The 19,918-nt window shown below is 41.0% G+C and carries 11 protein-coding genes; 6 read left to right on the top strand and 5 right to left on the bottom strand.

Annotated features, from left to right (window positions below):
• Positions 1-112 precede the first annotated feature (112 nt).
• Complete coding sequence (locus BUA60_RS09120; protein WP_072861427.1) at positions 113-973, bottom strand: sigma-70 family RNA polymerase sigma factor; 861 nt, start codon at positions 971-973, stop codon at positions 113-115.
• Positions 974-1,279: 306 nt separating this feature from the next.
• On the opposite strand from BUA60_RS09120, the gene BUA60_RS23020 reads away from it, so the two are divergent.
• Positions 1,280-2,062, top strand: a complete 783-nt coding sequence (locus BUA60_RS23020; RefSeq protein ID WP_072861426.1) for a hypothetical protein — start codon at positions 1,280-1,282, stop codon at positions 2,060-2,062.
• Positions 2,063-2,171: 109 nt separating this feature from the next.
• On the opposite strand, the gene BUA60_RS09110 is transcribed toward BUA60_RS23020, so the two are convergent.
• Positions 2,172-4,199 (bottom strand): NADPH-dependent 2,4-dienoyl-CoA reductase, encoded by a 2,028-nt coding sequence (locus BUA60_RS09110; protein ID WP_072861425.1) that lies wholly within the window; start codon positions 4,197-4,199, stop codon positions 2,172-2,174.
• Positions 4,200-4,434: 235 nt separating this feature from the next.
• Between BUA60_RS09110 and BUA60_RS09105 the strand changes: the two genes are divergently transcribed.
• Both BUA60_RS09105 and BUA60_RS09095 read left to right on the top strand, forming a co-directional pair.
• Positions 4,435-5,022 carry a DUF6515 family protein gene (locus BUA60_RS09105; protein ID WP_072861424.1) on the top strand — a complete coding sequence of 196 codons (588 nt, stop codon included), beginning with the start codon at positions 4,435-4,437 and terminating at the stop codon, positions 5,020-5,022.
• A 425-nt stretch (positions 5,023-5,447) separates the two neighbouring features.
• Complete coding sequence (locus BUA60_RS09095) at positions 5,448-7,652, top strand: hypothetical protein (RefSeq protein WP_072861422.1); 2,205 nt, start codon at positions 5,448-5,450, stop codon at positions 7,650-7,652.
• A gap of 158 nt (positions 7,653-7,810) precedes the next feature.
• Here the strand turns inward: BUA60_RS09095 and BUA60_RS09090 are convergent, their stop codons facing one another.
• Positions 7,811-8,536, bottom strand: coding sequence for a c-type cytochrome (locus tag BUA60_RS09090; RefSeq protein ID WP_143153155.1), 726 nt, complete (start codon positions 8,534-8,536; stop codon positions 7,811-7,813).
• Positions 8,537-8,547: 11 nt separating this feature from the next.
• On the bottom strand, positions 8,548-10,017 hold the full coding sequence (locus tag BUA60_RS09085) for a flavin monoamine oxidase family protein (RefSeq protein WP_072861420.1): 1,470 nt from the start codon (positions 10,015-10,017) through the stop codon (positions 8,548-8,550).
• 341 nt (positions 10,018-10,358) lie between these two features.
• Between BUA60_RS09085 and BUA60_RS09080 the strand changes: the two genes are divergently transcribed.
• The gene (locus tag BUA60_RS09080) at positions 10,359-11,630 is read left to right on the top strand and encodes an aryl-sulfate sulfotransferase (RefSeq protein ID WP_084532546.1); all 1,272 of its coding nucleotides are present in this window, start codon (positions 10,359-10,361) and stop codon (positions 11,628-11,630) included.
• Between the two features lie 190 nt (positions 11,631-11,820).
• Here the strand turns inward: BUA60_RS09080 and BUA60_RS09075 are convergent, their stop codons facing one another.
• On the bottom strand, positions 11,821-12,735 hold the full coding sequence (locus BUA60_RS09075) for a helix-turn-helix domain-containing protein (protein WP_072861418.1): 915 nt from the start codon (positions 12,733-12,735) through the stop codon (positions 11,821-11,823).
• Between the two features lie 204 nt (positions 12,736-12,939).
• Between BUA60_RS09075 and BUA60_RS09070 the strand changes: the two genes are divergently transcribed.
• Both BUA60_RS09070 and BUA60_RS09065 read left to right on the top strand, forming a co-directional pair.
• Entirely contained in the window at positions 12,940-13,761 is an 822-nt protein-coding gene (locus tag BUA60_RS09070; protein WP_072861417.1) for a DUF4440 domain-containing protein, read from the top strand.
• A 300-nt stretch (positions 13,762-14,061) separates the two neighbouring features.
• Positions 14,062-19,746, top strand: a complete 5,685-nt coding sequence (locus tag BUA60_RS09065) for a DUF2272 domain-containing protein (protein WP_072861416.1) — start codon at positions 14,062-14,064, stop codon at positions 19,744-19,746.
• Positions 19,747-19,918 lie beyond the last annotated feature (172 nt).

Here is a 19,918-nt window from a genome sequence, read left to right as displayed (position 1 = left end):
ATATTTAATACTCAACAATTTATCCTTCTAAATCAAAAACATCATGAGCACGAAAACTATTAAGGCCGACTCTATAAAGTCGGCCTTAAATTCTTAGAAGCGATATATAATTTTATAAATACGCTTTCAATATTTGGTTTCTGGATTTGTTCTGAAGGATCCGAAGTGCCTTTGCCCGGATTTGTCGTACACGTTCCCGAGTGATGTCGAATAGCTCACCAATTTGGCTGAGGCTCATCGGGTTTCGTTCCCCAATACCATAATTGAGCCGTATAATTTCACTTTCCCTACTGGGAAGTGTTTTTAATACCATTTCAATATCCATTCTAAGGGAGTCTTTCATCATTTGGGTATCTGGACTATTGGATTCCTTCGATTTTATAACATTGTATAAATTGGAAGATTCTCCTTCCTCAAAAGGAGCGTCCATGGACAAATGTTTTCCTGAATTTTTGATGGCCAATTTCACCTGCGCGGGGCTCATATCCAATTCCCTGGCAATCTCTACGGCGCTTGGGGGGCGTTGAAAGGTCTGTTCCAAGGCAGAATATACCTTATTAATTTTACTAATTTCTCCGATTTTGTTCAGGGGCAAACGTACCATACGGGAATGTTCGGACATTGCCTGCAAGATAGATTGCCTGATCCACCATACCGCATAGGAAATAAACTTAAATCCTCTGGTCTCGTCAAAACGTTGGGCCGCTTTGACCAAGCCAATATTTCCTTCGTTGATGAGGTCGGAAAGCCGTAAGCCTTTACCTTGATATTGTTTTGCGGCAGAAACCACAAAACGTAAATTGGCATTTACTAACTTATTGAGTGCAATTTGATCTCCTTCACGAATTCTTTTTGCCAGTTCTGCCTCTTCATCTGGGGTAATCAATTCAATTTTTGATATTTCTTGAAAGTACTTTTCTAATGATCTGGTGTCTCTGTTCGTAATTTGTTTAGTGATCTTAAGTTGCCTCATATATTTGTTTAAATTATTAGTTATGTCTTATAATTTAACAATATTTTACGTAATTCCTAATTATTTTTAATTTATTTTAAATTATTTTCATAAAAATATATAAATCATAAGATTTAATTCAATCTCATTTCGAATGATACTTGCCTTAAGATTTGTTTTTGGTCAATTATAGAAGATCAAAATAAAATCTACAGGAAATAAAGCCACTTTCGCACTATACTAATCCCTATTCACAGAAAGTACAAAAATCACCTTGTGTTATTCATTAGGTTTGTTCCAAATACTAATAATTTGAAGTTCAAAACAATGAAGTTTATTTTAAATAGAATAAGACTATCGCTTGGTGTACTAGCCTTGTTTGTCTTTGTAAAGAGTAACGCTCAACCCCTTCAGGAAAATATCGCAGACCAGATAGAATATAATAGTAATACGGATGCCGAGAACATTTACGTGCAACTCAGTACGGCCGATCAACCCACTATGCTTTCTATGTTGAACCCTGGCTTCTATGTTTATTTTGATATAAAGGGAAAGAAAAAAAAGAAGGTTTCCGTTCAATATCCTTTAGGTATGGAACCTCCACAAAGATCTCAAGGAAGAAATGACAGAGGTGGAGGTGACAGCGGGGAAAAAGAAGACGCTGATCGTAAGGGGCCGGATATTTTGGTCATGTTGGATGCCATGCCCCAAAAAGCTAATTATATCAATAATGATTATGAGGAGGAATTTCATTTAGATCTTAATAAATTGGGTATCTCCATTAGTTACAACTATGATGAAGGAAGCAATTTATTGTACTATAATCTTAAGATGCCCAAACAGAATATAGCTAAAGGCGATATTGATTTCTCAAAATTATCCATTGGTGTGGTAACCCCAAAAGTGGAAAAGGCTACTGAAGATAAAGGTTCAAATATCAGTTTTGGCGGAGGAGGCCAAGGCGGTGGTCCCAGAGGAGGAGGCCAAGGTGGTGGTGGTTCTAGGGGAGGTGGTCAAGGTGGTGGTCAAGGTAGAGATAGACCGCAGCAGGATCAAAGACCTGAAGAAGTGACGATCGACTTTTGGTTTAAGGCAAATATGACTGAATAGTTTTTTTGTTACGAATCCATAGGAATATTCAAATGTGATGGATGAACAAACCCCGCTTTTAAGCGGGGTTTTGGTATTGTAAATATTATACTTTTAAATAGAGACCTACCTATATTATCGCCGCCAGCCTACTGGCTTGATCTATGGCGCGTTTGGCATCCAATTCGGCAGCCACATCTGCCCCACCAACTACATGTACTTTTATACCTTTTGCTTCCAAAGGTTCCAATAATTCCTTAAATGGCAATTGACCTGCACAAATGATAACGTTATCTACTGCCAACACTTTTTGCGCTCCATTTTGAATATAATGCAAGCCTTCATCATCAATTTTGCTGTACTGCACCTGGTTGATAAATTGAACTTTTTTATTTTTTAAGCTAGTTCTATGTATCCAACCGGTGGTTTTTCCAAGGCCGCCACCAAATTTTCCTTTGCTGCGTTTCAACATAAAAATTTCCCTGGGTGAGGGTTGCACTTTGGCCTGCACTCCTTCAATTCCACTGCGGGCCTTCATAGTCTTGTCAATGCCCCATTCCTTTAACCAAGCCTCAATATTTAAAGCGGTGCTTTCACCCTCGTGAGCCAAATATTCGGATACATCAAATCCAATTCCACCCGCACCAATAACCGCTACCCGTTTGCCAACAGGCTTTTTTAATTTTAAAACATCTATATAGCTCAACACTTTGGGGTGATCAATCCCTTCAATTTTTGGAGTTCTTGGTACAATTCCGGTGGCTAAAATAACTTCATCAAAATGCCCATTTATTAAAACTTCGGCGTTTACACGTGTATTTAATTGCACGGTTACCATATGTAATTCCAATTGCTTATTAAAATACCGAATGGTTTCGTAGAATTCTTCCTTTCCTGGGATTTTTTTGGCCATGTTGAATTGTCCGCCAATTTCCTTGTCGGCATCAAATAGGGTCACCTCATGTCCACGTTGTGCTGCAATGGTTGCTGAAGCCAATCCGGCAGGACCGGCACCTACCACAGCTATTTTTTTCTTTTCTTCTGTAGGAAGATAATTAAGTTCGGTTTCATGACATGCTCTCGGATTTACCAAACAACTGGCTACTTTACGGGCAAAAACGTGGTCTAAACAAGCCTGATTACAACCAATGCAGGTGTTTATTTCATCGGCCCTATCATTTTGGGCCTTATTGACCCATTCAGGATCCGCTAAAAATGGCCTAGCCATCGAAATCATATCTGCATGACCTTCTGCCAGCACTTTTTCCGCGGTTTCCGGCATATTTATCCTATTGGAAGTAATCAAAGGAATGGAAAGTTCTTCTTTCATTTTTTTGGTTACCCAGGTAAAGGCAGCGCGCGGTACCGATGTGGCAATGGTGGGAATTCGCGCTTCGTGCCAACCAATCCCTGTATTGATAATCGTAGCACCGGCCTTTTCAATTTCCTTGCCCAAGGCTACTACTTCTTGCCAACTACTTCCTTTTTCCACCAAATCCAACATGGATAAACGATAGATGATGATAAACTCCATTCCCACAGCTTCACGCGTCTGTTTTACTATTTCTATGGGCAAACGCATTCGGTTTTCATAGCTTCCACCATAATCGTCTGTACGCTTGTTTGTTTTTTCTGCAATAAATTGGTTGATTAAATAGCCTTCAGACCCCATAATTTCCACTCCATCATAGCCTGCCTTTTTTGCTAGTTGGGCCGAATTCACAAAATCGCGGATCGTACGTTTTATACCGGACGACTTCAGTTTAAATGGTTTAAAGGGAGTAATGGGCGACTTTATGGCAGAAGGGGCCACTGCAAACGGGTGATAGCCGTAACGCCCGGAGTGTAAAATTTGCATACATATTTTACCGTCCTCCTTATGTACGGCCTCTGTAATCACCTTATGGTGTTTAGAGTGCTTATTGCTGCTCATGCGGGCCGAAAATGGAGCCGTCCAACCTTGTACGTTCGGGGAAATTCCACCGGAAACAATTAGTCCAACACCTCCTTTTGCCCGTTCGGCATAATAGGCTGCTATTTTTTCCAGGCCATTTTTTTGCTCTTCCAAGCCTGTATGCATGGAACCCATTAGAATGCGGTTTTTAAGGGTTGTAAATCCTAAATCCAAAGGTTCGAAAATATGTTTATACTTGGTCATTTTCTTATGATTTTTACTATGCATGCATAATAACTGACAAGGTAAGAATTTTTTGGGTTGAACTCAAATAAAACGGTAGGGTAGAGGTCCCGGGGGCATTTTACCCTTATCGATAGAAACCAACATTTTGTCCAATATCCCCCAAAAATGTTTTTTACGATTAAACCAATTTTGAAAATTTGGGTCAAAGGAGTGAAAGTATACTTTAAAGTTTAACCTTTTAAATTTTTAAACTATGAAAACAAATAGCAAAATATATTTCGTCCTGTCCTTTTTACTTATAGGTGGTATATATGTAGGTACGGCCCAAACCAGGACACGAACTACTACGACAACCAAAACGACCAGAACGGTAACTAAAAAAACACCTAATAGGGTGTCGAGTAAAAGAGTGGTTTACAGAACCCCGACCAGGAAGGTTGTTTCTGTAAGAACAGTACCCAATAGAAAGGTGGTGAAGTACCAAGGACAAAATTACTACTATTCCAATAATAGGTTTTACACCTATTCCAGAGGCCGTTATATTGTAATTGCTCCTAAAATAGGATTTAGAATAAATACCTTGCCAGCGAACTATCGCAGAATTCATTTTAATAACCATATCTACTTTGCGGTAGGCGGCACTTTTTATACCCAGATAGGGAATGAATATGAAGTGGTTGAACCAGAAATTGGGACTATAGTCTATGAACTTCCCGAAGATTATGAAAAAGTAACCATAGACGGACAGACCTATTATGAGTACGGCAATATTCTGTATGAAAAAGTACAGGTAGATGGCACAAGGGCCTATGAAGTTGTTGGTATTATAGATCTGGAATAGTTAGCAGAAATAGCAGTCTTTTAAAAAAGCGTTTATCAAAACATTGGTAAACGCTTTATTGGTTTTGTAAGGGCCGGGGATTATAAAGAGGTATACTGGCCAAATCTATTGAATACATAGAATTTTAGCCTGTATTCCAATAGGTCTTTAATCCCGAAGCCAAAATTACAGGTCCTTAAAAGTATAGTCTCTGGAGGTAATTTTACCGAATAAACATATATAATCAACCGTATACCTATATATTTTATTGGAGTTGCTTTGTTGATCATTTTAAGACTTCACTGACATCTCCATAAAATTTCGTAAGATATTTTATAAATGTTAAAATCCTAATAGGGTAAAATACTATAGGTATTCATCAAGAATAGTGATACTACTTCGTTGACATACATTTATTTTTATCGATTCTACAACTGATATAAATTATGAAAAAATTATTCTTAGGTTTTTGTTTATTAGTGGGGTTGGCTACCAAGGCACAAACGTATGTCGATCAGCCGTTTCTTCAGGATAGTGCTGAAAAGTTTTCTTTGGAAGAAGGGGAGGGGAATGCCGCTTTACTTCAAATTGCCAGTGATCGTAATAAGGTCATTAAAGTGCTTAGCAGCCTGGGCCTGATGCTCCCTCATGAAAAAAGTATCCGTCAAGATGTTCAATACCGGCCTTTGATCGATATGAACATTCTTGCAATGACCGAGTACCAAGGTCAGTTTGTTTATTTAACGGACAAGGCAGTTTTAAGCAACGCATGGGCAGGGAAGTTATACATTAAACATAATCTAAAAGCTCCCATGGCCATGGGCATGGGTCCCGATTTTTTGACTTTAATAGCAGGAGAAGGCGATTTTGTTGTTTTTAAAAACGATCTGGAAGTTTGGAGGTCTTCTATAGACAACCCTAAACCTATATCCGTTCAATATGACTCTAATTCCGGTCAGTTTTTACTATTAACCGCAGATGGTCTCTACCAAATAGATAGTAGTTCAAAGTCTTCCAAAAAGGTGTTCAACGGGACTAATTTAACGGCCTTCACTTTCCATGATGACAGTATTGTTTTGGGGACCTCCAATGGCATACAGATTTTGGATCGCAAAACATTTGTCCCAAATAAACTGGACCAAAAACTGCCTTGGACAGAAATTACCACTGTAAAAAATATTCGTGGAAGCCTATGGTTCGGATCCGCCAAAGGGGCCTTTAAACTACGTGAAGATGGCAAATACGATTATTACGCCTCCAAACGATGGTTGGTAGACGATCAGGTGGTGGATTTGGCTGAAGGTCCAGACGGAATTGTGCTGGTCCTGACTCAAAAAGGGATGAGTAAAATTAACTTCGCACCCATGACACTGGCACAAAAAGCGGAGTATTTTCAAGAAATTCAACGTTTACGTCATATTCGCTACGGTTTTACCACCGATCTGTCTATGAGAACACCCGGCGATCTATCTACGGGCTATTTTCACGATACGGATAATGACGGACTATGGACTTCGATGTACTTGGCAGGGGAGTTGTTCAGGTATGCGGTAACCAAGTCTGAGGATGCCAAGCAAAATGCCTATGAAGCCTTTGAAGCCATGGAAAGATTGACGGCACTTCCCGATTTAAAAGGGTTCCCAGCAAGGTCTTTTGAGAGGGATGGATACGAAGTGGGACTTCACGCCAATGGATTTTCCGAGGAGTGGAGACAGCAATGGGAGAAAGAAAATGGAAGGATATGGCAATTGTCGGATGACGAACTTTGGAGATGGAAGTCCACTACTAGTAGCGATGAATCTTGTGGACATTTTTTCGTGTACGCACTTTTTGCTGAACTTGCTCCGGATAAGGAATGGCGGGATAGGGCCATACATCAAATAAAAATTGAGATGGACCATATTATGGATAACGATTGGTACTTAATGGATTGGAATGGAAAGCCTACCGCTTGGGGTAAATGGAATCCAGAATATGTAAATAGCTTCCCTATCAATGTAGGGGATCGTAGATTAAATTCTACGCTTATTCTGTCTTTCCTACAAACGGCCTATCATTTTACACAGGATAAAAAATATAAGAAGGGAGCCGAAAAGCTAATAAAAAAATATGGCTACGATGAGAATGCCAACAGACCGGCTACGGTGATCGGTTTTGTAGAAGGAGAGGATTTAAGTAATAAATGGAACCATTCCGATGACGAAATGTATTTTCTGACCATTCCCGGATTTGTCAATTATTCCTTTTCGGATGAGCAGAAGGAAGCACATTTTAATGCAGTAAAAAGCCATTGGGAAGTGGAACGCTCTGAAAAAAATCCGCTATGGAATTATCTTTTTGCACTTACTGGAGGAAAAAATATAGATAGTGAGGAATCTGCCTGGTGGTTGCGAGAGTTTCCAATGGACCTGATCGATTGGAAAATTGATAATGACCACCGTAAGGACCTGACGAAAATTGCGCCCAATTTCCGAAGCCAGACCTATACCGAGGTGTTGCCAGGAGACGAGCGCACACTTCATTTGCACAATGGCGCGTATAGGAACAACGGCGGAAGTGATGGTAAACGGGAATATGCCCCCTATATCTATTTGTTGCCCTATTGGGCTGGCAGGTATGTGGATGCCATTAGTGCACCGCAGGCGGAATAAGAAAGGAAATAATAACAAATAAGCCAAGCACAAGGATTTTGTTCCTATGGTGCTTGGCTTAGTATTGTGGTGTTTCCACAGTAGGCTTGTTTCTTAATTGTTATTCAACAACCGGCCATACCTTTCGGATAAACCTCCGTGTTGGTATCATTAAGAAGTCAGTGATTTTTTAGGATAAGTGTATTTTGGGACTGTATGCTGTTTTGTCCTTCATCATTGGAACCATGATCTCTATAGATCGCTGTCATCACTAGAATACCTTTTTCGTTGTCTGTTGCGGTTTCCTTAGTTTTTATGGCCCCTTTAACGCCAGCCAAATAATCGTTATTAGGGTCTGAATTATTTTCCAAAATCCAGAGTACCAATTCCTGGACCTGCCCGGCCAAGAAATCGGGATGGGGAGGCATTTTCTCATCACCCCAAACAGTGCTGCTGCCCGTCATTATTTTACTGGCGAGCAATTCTATGGTCTTCGGGTCCCTATCGTATTTGGCAGCAATACTTTCAAAGGATGGCCCAATTAATTTCCCTTTGGCCTTGTGGCAATTGAAACAAGTTGAACTGCCCATCTGGATCAATGGCTCATAATTGGTGTTGGACCTGCCCTTTAAATAGGGCTTAAGCTCTGAGGAATCCTTCAAATACCTTACTATTAAAAGTACTTCGTTGGGGTTAATTTCATCGTATTCGGAATTTCCGTCTTCAAAATCCATAACCTGTATTTCATAAGGTAATATGGAATTCCATTTAAAAGTATGATTGGGAAGGGGAGCGGTTATTGTAATTTCTGGAGGTCGATTTTCTTGAATTTGAGGATGCGAAAGGCTAAAGAGAAAATAAAAGCAAGCCATCAATAGACTTCCGATGAATAAAATAAGTCGCATTCTGAGCAGGTTTAAAGTTGGTGAATGGTTTCTGCCACGCGGTTGGCCGATCTGGTCGCTGCTTCTGTGCCCCAATTAAGGTTATCCGCATAAGCCCCGGCAAAATGGATACGTCCTTCAGATGCCATAATATGTGGCCAAAACTTATTAAGTTCTCCAATAGGAAAGGCGGTTCTTTCACAGTTTGGCGAATATTTTTGTTTTGTCCAATCCCGTCCCACCGCCAACTCTATGGTATCCCCTTTTCCAGGATAAACTTCACGAAAGGCTGCCAATGCACGTTGGGGAGAAACTCCTCCTGGTCCTGTGCCCAACACAATAACCCTATGGGTATCCACTTCTTCTGCAGATTGCCACACTTCCCATAGATCCGGATGGTCCAAACTCATATTGATATCCTCAAAACCGTCATCCTCCCAAAACTTGGAGCTAGCCTGAAAAACAAACCGCTGATAAGAATCATAGGTGATGTTTTCGTTGATATATTGCTTTTTCTCCGATAGTGCAGGGGTAATGGGTATCTTTTTAAGGGTTGGGGGCGGGATACAATTCACAAAATAATCCCCGCTAATTTCTTTCATTTCTTTTTGCCGTTCATAAGTAACGCTTACTCCTTTTTCGCCGTTGGTTATGGAGGTAATGGGGCAATTAAGCCACACTCTGGAGCCCAATCTTTTGGCAAAGGCATTCGGTAGCATTTGGTTTCCCCCCTTTAATCTATAAACTTCTGTGGGATAGGTGGCCACACCCCGAATTTTCAGGATTGCGGCATACCACAATTCATAAAGCGCAGAAGAGTTATTTCCACCTAAAAAGGCCAATGCTGCAGGGGAAGCTCCTTCCTTTTTGTAAATATCGGACATGGGTACCTTGTCCAATGCATCGTAACCAACTTGAAAAGGTTGGTATTCATCTTTAAAGACATCCAAGTATGGCTTGGTATAAAGTGACTTCAAATCGGACCACGGATGCGTAGATAAATAGGCGATTTCCCTTTTGTTAAATCCAAAATCTTTCAAAACCTCTTGGTCTTGGAGCATTTTTTCGGTGTAGAACTTCCCATTGATCCTTCGTTTTATATTCTTTCTCCTGGGGTAGGGAAGTGCCGTAATGTCGAATTCCTTCAGGTATTCCCAATATCTTTCATAACCAGGTTTTACAATGTGCTCCTGACCAAAATCCCCATAAAGTCCGTCCGACAATTCATCACGTGTGGTGTATACATGCCCGCCGTGTCTACCGGATGCCTCCAGTACAACAACTTCATGTCCCTTTTTCATAAGTTCGTAAGCGCAGCACAAACCACCAATACCTGCACCCCCGACAATTATTTTTTTAGAGGCGGTAGAGGGTTTTGGCCATTCGGACCCTAACTTTTCGCTCACATTATTGGCAGTTAATGAATTAATAGGTAGAACTGTGGCGCCAACTCCTGCTGTAACCACATTTTTCATAAAGGTGCGTCTTTTTATATGGCTCATACAATTAGGGTTCAGATGATTATATTGGTAGTATTGAAGATACGAACTTTTTTTAAGGTTTAAGTATCCGTTTCTTCCCGCAGTCATAAGCGGTAGTCTCCAAGACCGGAACATTGGAAACCATAAGTACGTTAAATATTAAATGCCATTCGCCCCGTACAACAAAAAGAGGATACTATTTCGCTGATAAAAACTATCCATTTACTGAAACTTCGGTATCATTCGCTGATAATCCACATTCCCATTTAAACTTCAGGTATAGGGTGGTATCTAATGTTTAAACACAACTAAATACTAGTTGTGCTTTCTAAAACAATGATAACATCTAAAAACAGTAAGAAATGAGAAGATCAGGATTTAAAATGAGGTTTATACCACTTTGTATTGCGGCACTTGCCCTAACCGCTTGCAGTAGTGATGATACGGAAGCCGTAAATCTCACAGAGGAAACCAGCGACACCGAAACTACAGAAGATGATAGTAGTGGTATTGATTTGGATTCTTATATTTTGGCCGTGGCTCCTGATGATGGGGTGTTTTTAATAGACCACGATGGGGATACCCTCTTCGAATGGGATATGGATGGAGATAATTTGGGAAACGATGCAAAATTATATAGCGATGGCAGTTTGGTGACAACCATAAAGGTCAATAATCCGTCTATTAACTTTGGTGGTTATGGCGGTCAGTTCAGAAAGATCAATGCGGACCAGACTTTAGCGTGGGAGGTAAGCTACTCCAGTTCCACCTATATAGCGCACCATGACGTTAACTACCTATCCAATGGAAATATTATTTTTCCGGTCTGGGAAGAAGTAAGTTCCAGTGAAGCTGCTGATATGGGTTTTTCTGGCAATTTTGATATCTATCCAGATGCCATCATAGAAATGAATCCGCTTACCCAAGAGGTGGTATGGGAATGGCATACCAAAGATCATATTGTACAGGATTATGACAGTAGCAAAGCAAACTACGGCGTAGTGGCGGATAATCCGAATAAAATTGATATCAACTACAACAACGATCAGACCGATGGTGATATCACCCACTTTAACGGCATCACCTTGGATGAAACCAATGATCTAATATACGTTACGGTAAATTTTTATAGTGAAGTCTGGGTCATAGACCACAGTACCACTTCCCAGGAAGCGGCAACAAGCGCGGGTGGTAATTACGGCTTGGGCGGGGATTTGGTCTATCGTTTTGGAAACCCCTTGGCTTATGACAACGTAGGTGAAGTAACCTTGAACAGGGTGCATTTTCCCAATCTTTTTGACGGAAACAAAATGTTGGTATTTGCCAATAATAAGTACGATGGGCAATCTGCGGTTGTGGAGTATGAATTAAACCCTCCTTACTTATTGGTTGCCGGGCAGGATAATGAGCCGTCAATTACTTGGGAATTTACGGATTCCGATTTGTACAGCAACGGCTTGGGTAGCGGTGTTCGTATGAGCAATGGCAATACCCTTATTTCCGAAGGCACAGGGACCCTATGGGAGGTAAGTGCTAGCGGGGAGGTGCTTTGGCAAAACAACGATTATAACAGGCCGTGGCGGGCTTATGCTTTCCCTGTGGATGATCCGGCCATTACGGCATTGGGCCTTTAATTAACAAGAAATAGTTTTTCATTTGGTTGATGTTTGTAAAAGCTCTGGCTGCAAGGTTGGAGCTTTTATTGTATAAGTTCATACCAAAACTTCTCCCAAAGAGATGTTCAATTCCCCTTAGAAAGAAGATTAAAAGTTTATTTGTAAATGGCTTTATGCAGGGGAGCGCGTAGATATATTAAAACCATGATCAATTTATGGATGACCTAAAATCCTTAGGCGAATAACCAACCTTTTGTTTGAACAATCGGCTAAAGTGTTGGGGATATTTAAACCCCAATTCATAGGCAATTTCACTTACAGATTTGCTCGGATCAAAAACTTTTTCCTTAGCTATATTTATGAGTTTTCCTTGTATATATTCTTGGGCCGATTTTCCCGTTTCTTTTTTTACAAGATCTCCGAAGTAGTTAGGTGATAGATTTAATTGTTCTGCGAAATAACCTACCGAAGGTAATCCGTAGGTTTTGGGTTTTTCCGATGAAAAATAGTCAACCAACAGTGTATCAAATTTTTGCAAAGCACTCTGATTTACCACTTCACGGGTCAGAAACTGTCGGTCATAAAATCTAAGGCAATAATCCAAGAACAGTTCTATATTGGCAACAATCAATTTTTTGCTGTGTTTGTCCATATTTTGCTCCAGTTCAAACTGGATTTTGTCCAGCAAACTCAAAATAATTTTTCGTTCTTTGGAAGAAAGGTGTAGAGCTTCATGGCTGGAATAAGTAAAGAAGTTGTACTCAACTACCTTTTTGGCCACGGCGGTACCCAATAGTAAGTCAGGGTGAAAAAGCAGGGCATAGCCCTTGGGAACAAAATTAGGGTCATAACCGCCCAATTCAATCGTTTGGTTGGGGGCCATGAAAACTAGGGTTCCTTCGTCATAGTCATAGGATTTACCACCGTATTTAATCTTACACCCCACGGCATCTTTTAAAAAGATGGCATAGCAACCAAAGTGAAAGGCATCATAAGAGGTATTGGGGTATTCATTTTCATTCACTTTGTCAAAATCTACAATACCTACCAACGGATGCAATACTTCGCAATTGCGCAGCTTAAAATAGTTTGCCACCGTTTTAATTTCTAAAATATTCTTCACTACTTATTGTATTTATTATAAAGTTAACCATTTGATATTCAGGAAATCAAAACCTAAGGTGAAATCTGTAATAATGGTATGAACATCCGTAACTTAGGTACAGCGTTCTGACTTTCTTCAATTAATTTTGATTCGACGGAAATCCATGATTTAGAAAGAAGGATTGAATAATACAATGTAAGAACACTTTAGAGAATATATAATATGAAAAAAATAAGGACGATCAATTTGATTTTGGCATTAGTGGCAATCAACTTTTTAAATGCCCAAGAATCTGTTTTTGCGAAAGGAAACCTCGCACCCAACGTACACCATAAAGGAGATGTATGGCTAAGTCATGTTACCCAAGCCGATGGAACTTTTGGCTATCATGTAGCACAGGCAGTATCTGCCCCGGGGGCATTTCTTAATTGGCATGTACACCCCGATGGGCAACAATTATTGATTACCAACGGCATTGGTTATTATCAAGAAAAAGGAAAAGAGGTGCAGGTAATTCATGCGGGCGACGTAGTAAAATGTCTTCCCAACGTGGAGCATTGGCATGGCGCAACTCCCAATAGTCCTGTTACCTATTTGGCCATAAGTGGAAAAACACCTACCGTATGGACGAACGAGTTAACACAGGCTGAATATGATGCCATAAAAGCGCCAAATTCAGTAAACGAAGAGCTCTTAAAACTGTCAAAGGATAAATGGCAATGGATGGCCGATAAGGACACGGAAAAACTGGGTCAGCTTTTTCATAAAGACGCCCAGTATGTGCATATGGGAGGTTCATGGGGCACGGAACGGGAACTGGACATTATTAAGAGCGGTGGCATATGGTACAAGAAAGCTACGGTACACGAAGCTTCGGTAGAAGTGTTGGGTGATACCGCCGTTTTGCTCAGCAACATTACACTATTGGCCGAAGTAGGTGGTAAGGAGGTGAGCAATCCGTTTGTCGTGACCGAAGTGTATAAAAAAATAGGGGGGAGTTGGAAACTGCTAAACCTGTCTTTTGTAAAACAATTGGTTAGGTAATGGGTGCTGAAGGGCATTAGCAGTTAAAAGCTAATGAAGGCCAATGGATAAACCTTACCGTTGATTTTATTTTTTTCTGGCCAAATTTACAAATGCGTCAACTCTTCATTTTGTAAACAATACAAAATTCTCTACCATTTGTACAAATTATCTTACAAGAATGTATTTTGTAAAGTAACTTAAGAGCGATTTATAAAAAGGGTACTCGAGTTGAAATGCACTTCAATTCATCATAAACCCTTTAGCAGCTCCCTCCAAGTCAAAATTTCATAAAATACAATAAAGTTAATCTACTACAACATGGAAAGAGTAAGTGCCAATGGTAAACTTGTGCCATTAGATGGCTCCGCCGTAACCGATCAGTACACAGGCCACTTCTTAAAAGTGAGCTATACCCAACAGATTTCCGGTCATGCTATTTTTAGTAAGGATCGTGCAGATGTAGAACCCGATGGACGTTTCAGATTATATGTGCCCAAGAAAGAATTACTGGCAAACGATTTGGTAACTATAGAGGTGTATGCCCCAGATGGGGAACTTTTAGGAAGGCAGGGGTATACCCATGGAGCCTTAAAAACTGCAGAAATACCCATTGGTGCAGATGATGATAGTCAGACATTGGATATCAAGGTCAACCCTAAAGAAATTACCTTTAATCAGTCATCCCCTGCCGAACAGGCTTCGAAAAAATTGAGCGGACGGGTCATTGATATTTCGGGGGATTCCAAAACTTCTGGACTACAAGTTTTGGTTATGGTCAGCAATGAAGCTGCCGCCACGTTCGATGTGGCCAAGTTTGAGGCCATCTTTACCGCTACTACAGATGCCAAGGGTTATTTTTATGGACAAGTAATTAACAAAAGTGTTCAACAGGCATTTGGTGTAATTGCGGGCAACGAGGGTCATCCAATTAGTATCCCACTGGAAAACAATAAGCTACCCAAAAATATTATACTAGTTGCAGATTTGTCCAGTTTATCGGATGAAGATGGCTGTGGCTGTGGCGAAAAGGTCCCCGTTCTTCCCGATGGGGATGATTTGGTAAACTCCAATGCTTTTTCTCAGGATATTGGCGGTAAATGCGTGGATTTCACCATTCCCAATAGAACCCTTGAAGAGTTCAGCTTCTTCCATACAGTACGTACTACCGAGCCGGAAATTAGGGGCCTTACTATAAATTCGAAACAATCTAGAAACATCAAAAATGAGTTGCTGGATATCTCCGATCATGCCTTTAAGCTTATTGGTAGACTCAATAACTCATTTACCTCACTCTCAATGGTGCCATATACCATCGAAGAAGATTCTGCGGTTGAAAAACGCCAGGAGTCCAATATCAGTTTTGATGATGGAAGCAGTAAGGAAACAGTCACCGCTTTTCCAAATTATCTATTAAAAATCGACACTGGAATCAAATCGAAGTTCGCCATAAAAACCAACGATCTAATAGCCGCAACTAACAAGTTAAGACCATTTGATATTGTTAAACTGGCTTCTGAACAGCTAAAGAAAAAGAAAAAATTATCCGACTTACATCAAAAACTGGCTGCAGCATATTGTGGGAAAACAGGGGTACAAGCTGCAAAAAGCTATTGTGAGGAACTAGCCGCAAAAGGCAGTCTAGATAGGGAGGAGCTTAGATCTACACTTGGACATGTAGAGCAAATAAAATCGCAATTGAATTTGGCTGCCAATGTGAATAAGCTGTACAGCAGCGCGATTCTTGAGCTCGACAAACTTATTGATGGCAATTCCGTGGATAAAAAATTACTTACCTCGGCCATGAAAAAGGTCGAGGCCCTTATACAGGCCATTGACAGTGCTGATTTGAACGGTCAACTTAAGGAAAACATGTTGGGTTATTTGCGTCGGATAATCGTTGAACTTGCTAGGGCCGAAGACGGATCAAATCTTGGATTTGAACCTTGTCCACCTGCTAGCAAACCTGATACTATGGGGATTTTATGCCTTATTCAAAAGTTCAATGATCTTAAGGAGACCTTAAAAAACAAGTCCATTTTTACCTTGGCAGAGATTTTGGAAATACGTGCGTACTATACCATATTTTTGCACAGTATTTCTACCTTCCTCGATTTATTGGATGAGTTCCATACTTTTTATACCTCCAACTTAAGTTTTGCCACCGAACTTGACGATGACTATTTCTTTGAAAATTATGATGAAATAAAAAGCACCCTTACCACTTTAAGACGACAGATCTATAGTGCCATTAGGAGGGTTGAGGAGTTGGAAAGGGCCTATATACAGAATCATCCCGGTAGGGTAGATTTGACCGTGGAGAATAGTATAGATTGGGATGAGACCCCAACCATTTATGAAAATACAACCATTGCCCATGGCCATATCCTACATTTTAAACAAAAATGGAAGGCTGCGGGTTACTCCCTGGGAGATTTGTTGTACAGTCTTCCCCTGGCCCCCTGTCAAGAAAAGCAGATAGCGATTGTAGATTGGGACAGAACGGAAGTTGGCTCTAGAACTGAGGCGCAAACTGTCTCAGAAGAGCTGGAAGCCCAAATATCAAGGGATAGGGATATTACCGAGATAATGAGCTCATCGTTTGGAGAATCCATTACTGCATCTTCAACAAACAAAACGAAATCAACAAGTGCCGGAATTGGAGGTGGAGTAGGCGGTTTTGTTAGTGGCGTGGTCTTCGGGGTCGCCGGTGGCATTTCACACTCAGGAGCCTCCTCAAAATCGACCGCAAATCAAAATTCATCACGCAACCTTTCTGCCAATACCCTGAACAGTCTTCAGGACAACACTTCCCAGTCGGCATCAAGCCTAAGAAGCCAGCGTAGCACGGTAATTCAGACAGTAGGACAAAACGAATCCGTAAATGTTCAGACAGAGGTAATCAAAAACAACAATCACTGCCATGCCGTGACAGTTGAATATTTTGAAGTATTAAAGCACTATGCCATAGAGCAGGAATTGGTAGATGTACAGGAATGTCTTTTTGTACCTATGCCCTTAGGTCATTTCGATTTCAAAAAAGTCCTTCGGTGGAAAAATACCCTAAGCAGGGCGATATATGGTAGAAAATTGCGACGCGGGTTTGATGCTATTGAGCGTATAGAATCAAATTATGCCGACTCGGATTTGCCCATTGGAAGCTATGCGGACGAAATGATTCATGAATTTACAGGACATTTTACCATCTCGTTTGAGTTGGACCGACCTTTTATAAAAGAAATTGACGAGGCTACCAAGACCGAGGAATACGATCTAAATATTCCTTTCCCATGGTTTTTTGGTAAAATGGTATTTCACCTGGAAAGGGAAGTGCCTTTGACCGAGGCGGAAAAAGATGCCATTTTTGAACAACAATACGCCCCGGATATCGTAAGGGGTTTTATAGACACTATGTTGTTTTATGCCGTAGCAGACAATGGAACGGAGCATGAGCTCCCATTTGATGTTACCCTGCTATCCAACTATAGAAAAGGGGTTCCCTTACGCGTTAGTATTAATACGGCCAGTGTGCCAAGCATTACAAGAAGGCAAATTAAGTATCTGCGGTTCAGGGCCAATACCATTGTGAAACCTACCTCTAAGATTATATTGCGCTCTGCCTATTTACAGTATCGCACCAATCATTTGAGCGAATATATTATTCAGAACAATAGAATAAGTAACGACATCATCAACACTTTGACTATAAATTTGGGCGGAATTAGGGTGGTTACCGATGCAGCGCTTATATTCACCCCCATGAACAGTCGGGAAGAACGGAATCCTAGAAAGGAGGATAGGGACGCAGCAAGGGCCCTTGTTTCCTTTTTAAACGAGTATCTGGAAATGTCACATAAAATTATCTGGTCAAGCATCGATTCAAGTAGGCTTTTTGGACTCCTTGATGGCTATATTGCACCACATAGCGGGGGTAGGAGTGTGGCCAGTGTGGTTGAAAACAGGGTAATGGGCATTGTTGGCAACAATTTGGTGTTAAAAGTAATTCCAGGTGAACGATTGGATCCGGTTTTCAAAAACGTTGAGAATTTATTGGAATATTACCAGCCAACCACCAAACCCGACCCATATCGCATTAGTGTACCCACCAAGGGCGTGTATGCAGAATCTGTGATGGGTCAGTGCAACAGCTGTGAAGAGATAGACGAAACTAGGCACTGGCGCTTTTCCGATGAGCCTTGCGGTACTTCGCCAACGGCCATTGAACCAGTATCTACGGCCAGTAGACGCAGTGATCCGGGCGACTTGCAACCTAAGGACTTTCCAAGTAGCATTATCAATATGCAGAATGCCCCTGCTGCTCCAGATCCTACTGGCTTGGCTGCGGCTTATGGGCTACTTGGCAAGGGTGATGCCTTTAGGGACATGACCGGCCTGGCAGGTACCCAAGCCAATGCTTTGGGTGCTTTACAGACGACTTCTAAAAGTGTAACGGATTTGGCGAGTATATCCAAGGACTTTGCGAATTTGGCAGTTATGGCCAATCAAAAAGAAGATGGGGCCAAACAAATTGAGCAGATTAAAAAGTTAAACAAGGATGGTTTTCTATCTAATGATGAAGCCAAGGAAAAGATCAAAAATGTGCTCGATTCCTATACCAGCGCTGCCAAAAATTTGACAAAGAGCAAGCCAAGTGATGATAAATCTGTAGCGAACAAAATAGCAGAAGTAAATACTTCGCAAGGCTCTGGCGGTGGTCGAAAAGATATTGAATACACAAAGGTCAGCTCAGACGGTGAAACGGAAAGCATAAAAGTAAGCAGCCCTACTATGGATACATCCCAACTTTTGGCTCAGGTTCCTATAGGGGGCAATGCTTTTGATCCCTTTGCACCTGGCAACCAGGTTATTGTCAATAAAGCTTTAAAGCAAAAGGCAATTGAATGGGCCCAAGAGCAAGTAAATAGAATTAACATCGGAAGGGCGACCGCAATACTGGAGGGCAGGAATGAATACCTTCTCTGGGCATCAAATCAGGCCGACCCCGATGCCGGCAGGATTGATGAACGCGAAGCGATACCTGGCTCTGGTCATGCTTTGCAAGCAACTTTATTGGACCAACTTAAGGCCTATATTGTGGCCGCGAGGCCAGAACGTAACGACCGTTTTCATGAGGACCGAGCCTTGGCCTACGCTAACGATACCGAAGCATGGAGCGCCTCTTTTATTTCTTATTTGATGAGTGAAGCCGGATTCGATAGGGACAAAGGATTTTACCTGTGGAATGGTCATTCTCGCTACACTACTCAGGCCCTTATAAATAGGTTGAACAGGGATTACGCTAAACCATTTTGGCTCTTCAGGCCTTCCGAGGTTAGTGTTGATGTGGGTGATATCATTGTAAAATCGAGGGCAGGAACCCAGCTGAATTTTGATGAAGATTTCTTTAGGGTAGCTGCTGGTATGCCACGCCTTAAGTTCGAGAATCGAGAATGGTCATTTGGGGGAAGCGAATTTACTTCACATGCAGATATGGTATTAGAACTTACAACAGACGGTGCAGGCAATAGGTTTGCTATGACGATCGGAGGAAACACCGCACACCTCACAGGAGAGGATGACACAGTTGGCAAGCAGAAGTATCTACTTACAGCAGATGGTAAGGTTAACATGGAAGTGTATGATGACCTACACAGTAGGGTGGTGAATGGCACCGACAATGCTGGGGATGAGCATCACTTAAACTCCGTATGGGCAGTAATAAAGATATTGGATGCTCAATGGTTTGAGGACTGGAAACGTCTTTTTGATCGATATATTGATGGTACAACTCCTGGTAATTTTTCTGAAGATTCATTTCTTGAGGTCTTTGGGCAGCCAAATGCTTCAGGGGATTTGGAAATTCCCCCAGCATTATTAACTTTCTTACAAGCTAACAATCGTGGAAATTTAATATTCCCTGAAAGTAATCAGGCTGACTTTGGAGATGTTGACCGTACTGTTTTGTTTAAGCCAATCTTTCAACCCATTCCAAGTAACCTTGCCTAAGTATTCTAAACAAAATCTGAGGTGATTGTCTTTTAATAACTGTGACAAATAGAAATTTAAACGAAGTTGAATGGCAAGGTGACATATAATGGATGGAAATTCTTTATAGCTAACAGCAATTAATTTATGGGCTTCTGTACAGGATGTGGAATAAAAGGAAGACTAAGACAAT

The organism is Arenibacter palladensis (assembly GCF_900129275.1).
Classification (GTDB): domain Bacteria; phylum Bacteroidota; class Bacteroidia; order Flavobacteriales; family Flavobacteriaceae; genus Arenibacter; species Arenibacter palladensis.
This window is presented reverse-complemented; position numbering and strand designations above follow the sequence as displayed.

Bases quoted from the DNA above. Each gene is read 5' to 3' on its own strand.
- BUA60_RS09120 (WP_072861427.1), bottom strand. From the start codon at position 973: ATGAGGCAACTTAAGATCACTAAACAAATTACGAACAGAGACACCAGA.
- BUA60_RS23020 (WP_072861426.1), top strand. From the start codon at position 1,280: ATGAAGTTTATTTTAAATAGAATAAGACTATCGCTTGGTGTACTAGCC.
- BUA60_RS09110 (WP_072861425.1), bottom strand. From the start codon at position 4,199: ATGACCAAGTATAAACATATTTTCGAACCTTTGGATTTAGGATTTACA.
- BUA60_RS09105 (WP_072861424.1), top strand. From the start codon at position 4,435: ATGAAAACAAATAGCAAAATATATTTCGTCCTGTCCTTTTTACTTATA.
- BUA60_RS09095 (WP_072861422.1), top strand. From the start codon at position 5,448: ATGAAAAAATTATTCTTAGGTTTTTGTTTATTAGTGGGGTTGGCTACC.
- BUA60_RS09090 (WP_143153155.1), bottom strand. From the start codon at position 8,536: ATGCGACTTATTTTATTCATCGGAAGTCTATTGATGGCTTGCTTTTAT.
- BUA60_RS09085 (WP_072861420.1), bottom strand. From the start codon at position 10,017: ATGAGCCATATAAAAAGACGCACCTTTATGAAAAATGTGGTTACAGCA.
- BUA60_RS09080 (WP_084532546.1), top strand. From the start codon at position 10,359: ATGAGAAGATCAGGATTTAAAATGAGGTTTATACCACTTTGTATTGCG.
- BUA60_RS09070 (WP_072861417.1), top strand. From the start codon at position 12,940: ATGAAAAAAATAAGGACGATCAATTTGATTTTGGCATTAGTGGCAATC.
- BUA60_RS09065 (WP_072861416.1), top strand. From the start codon at position 14,062: ATGGAAAGAGTAAGTGCCAATGGTAAACTTGTGCCATTAGATGGCTCC.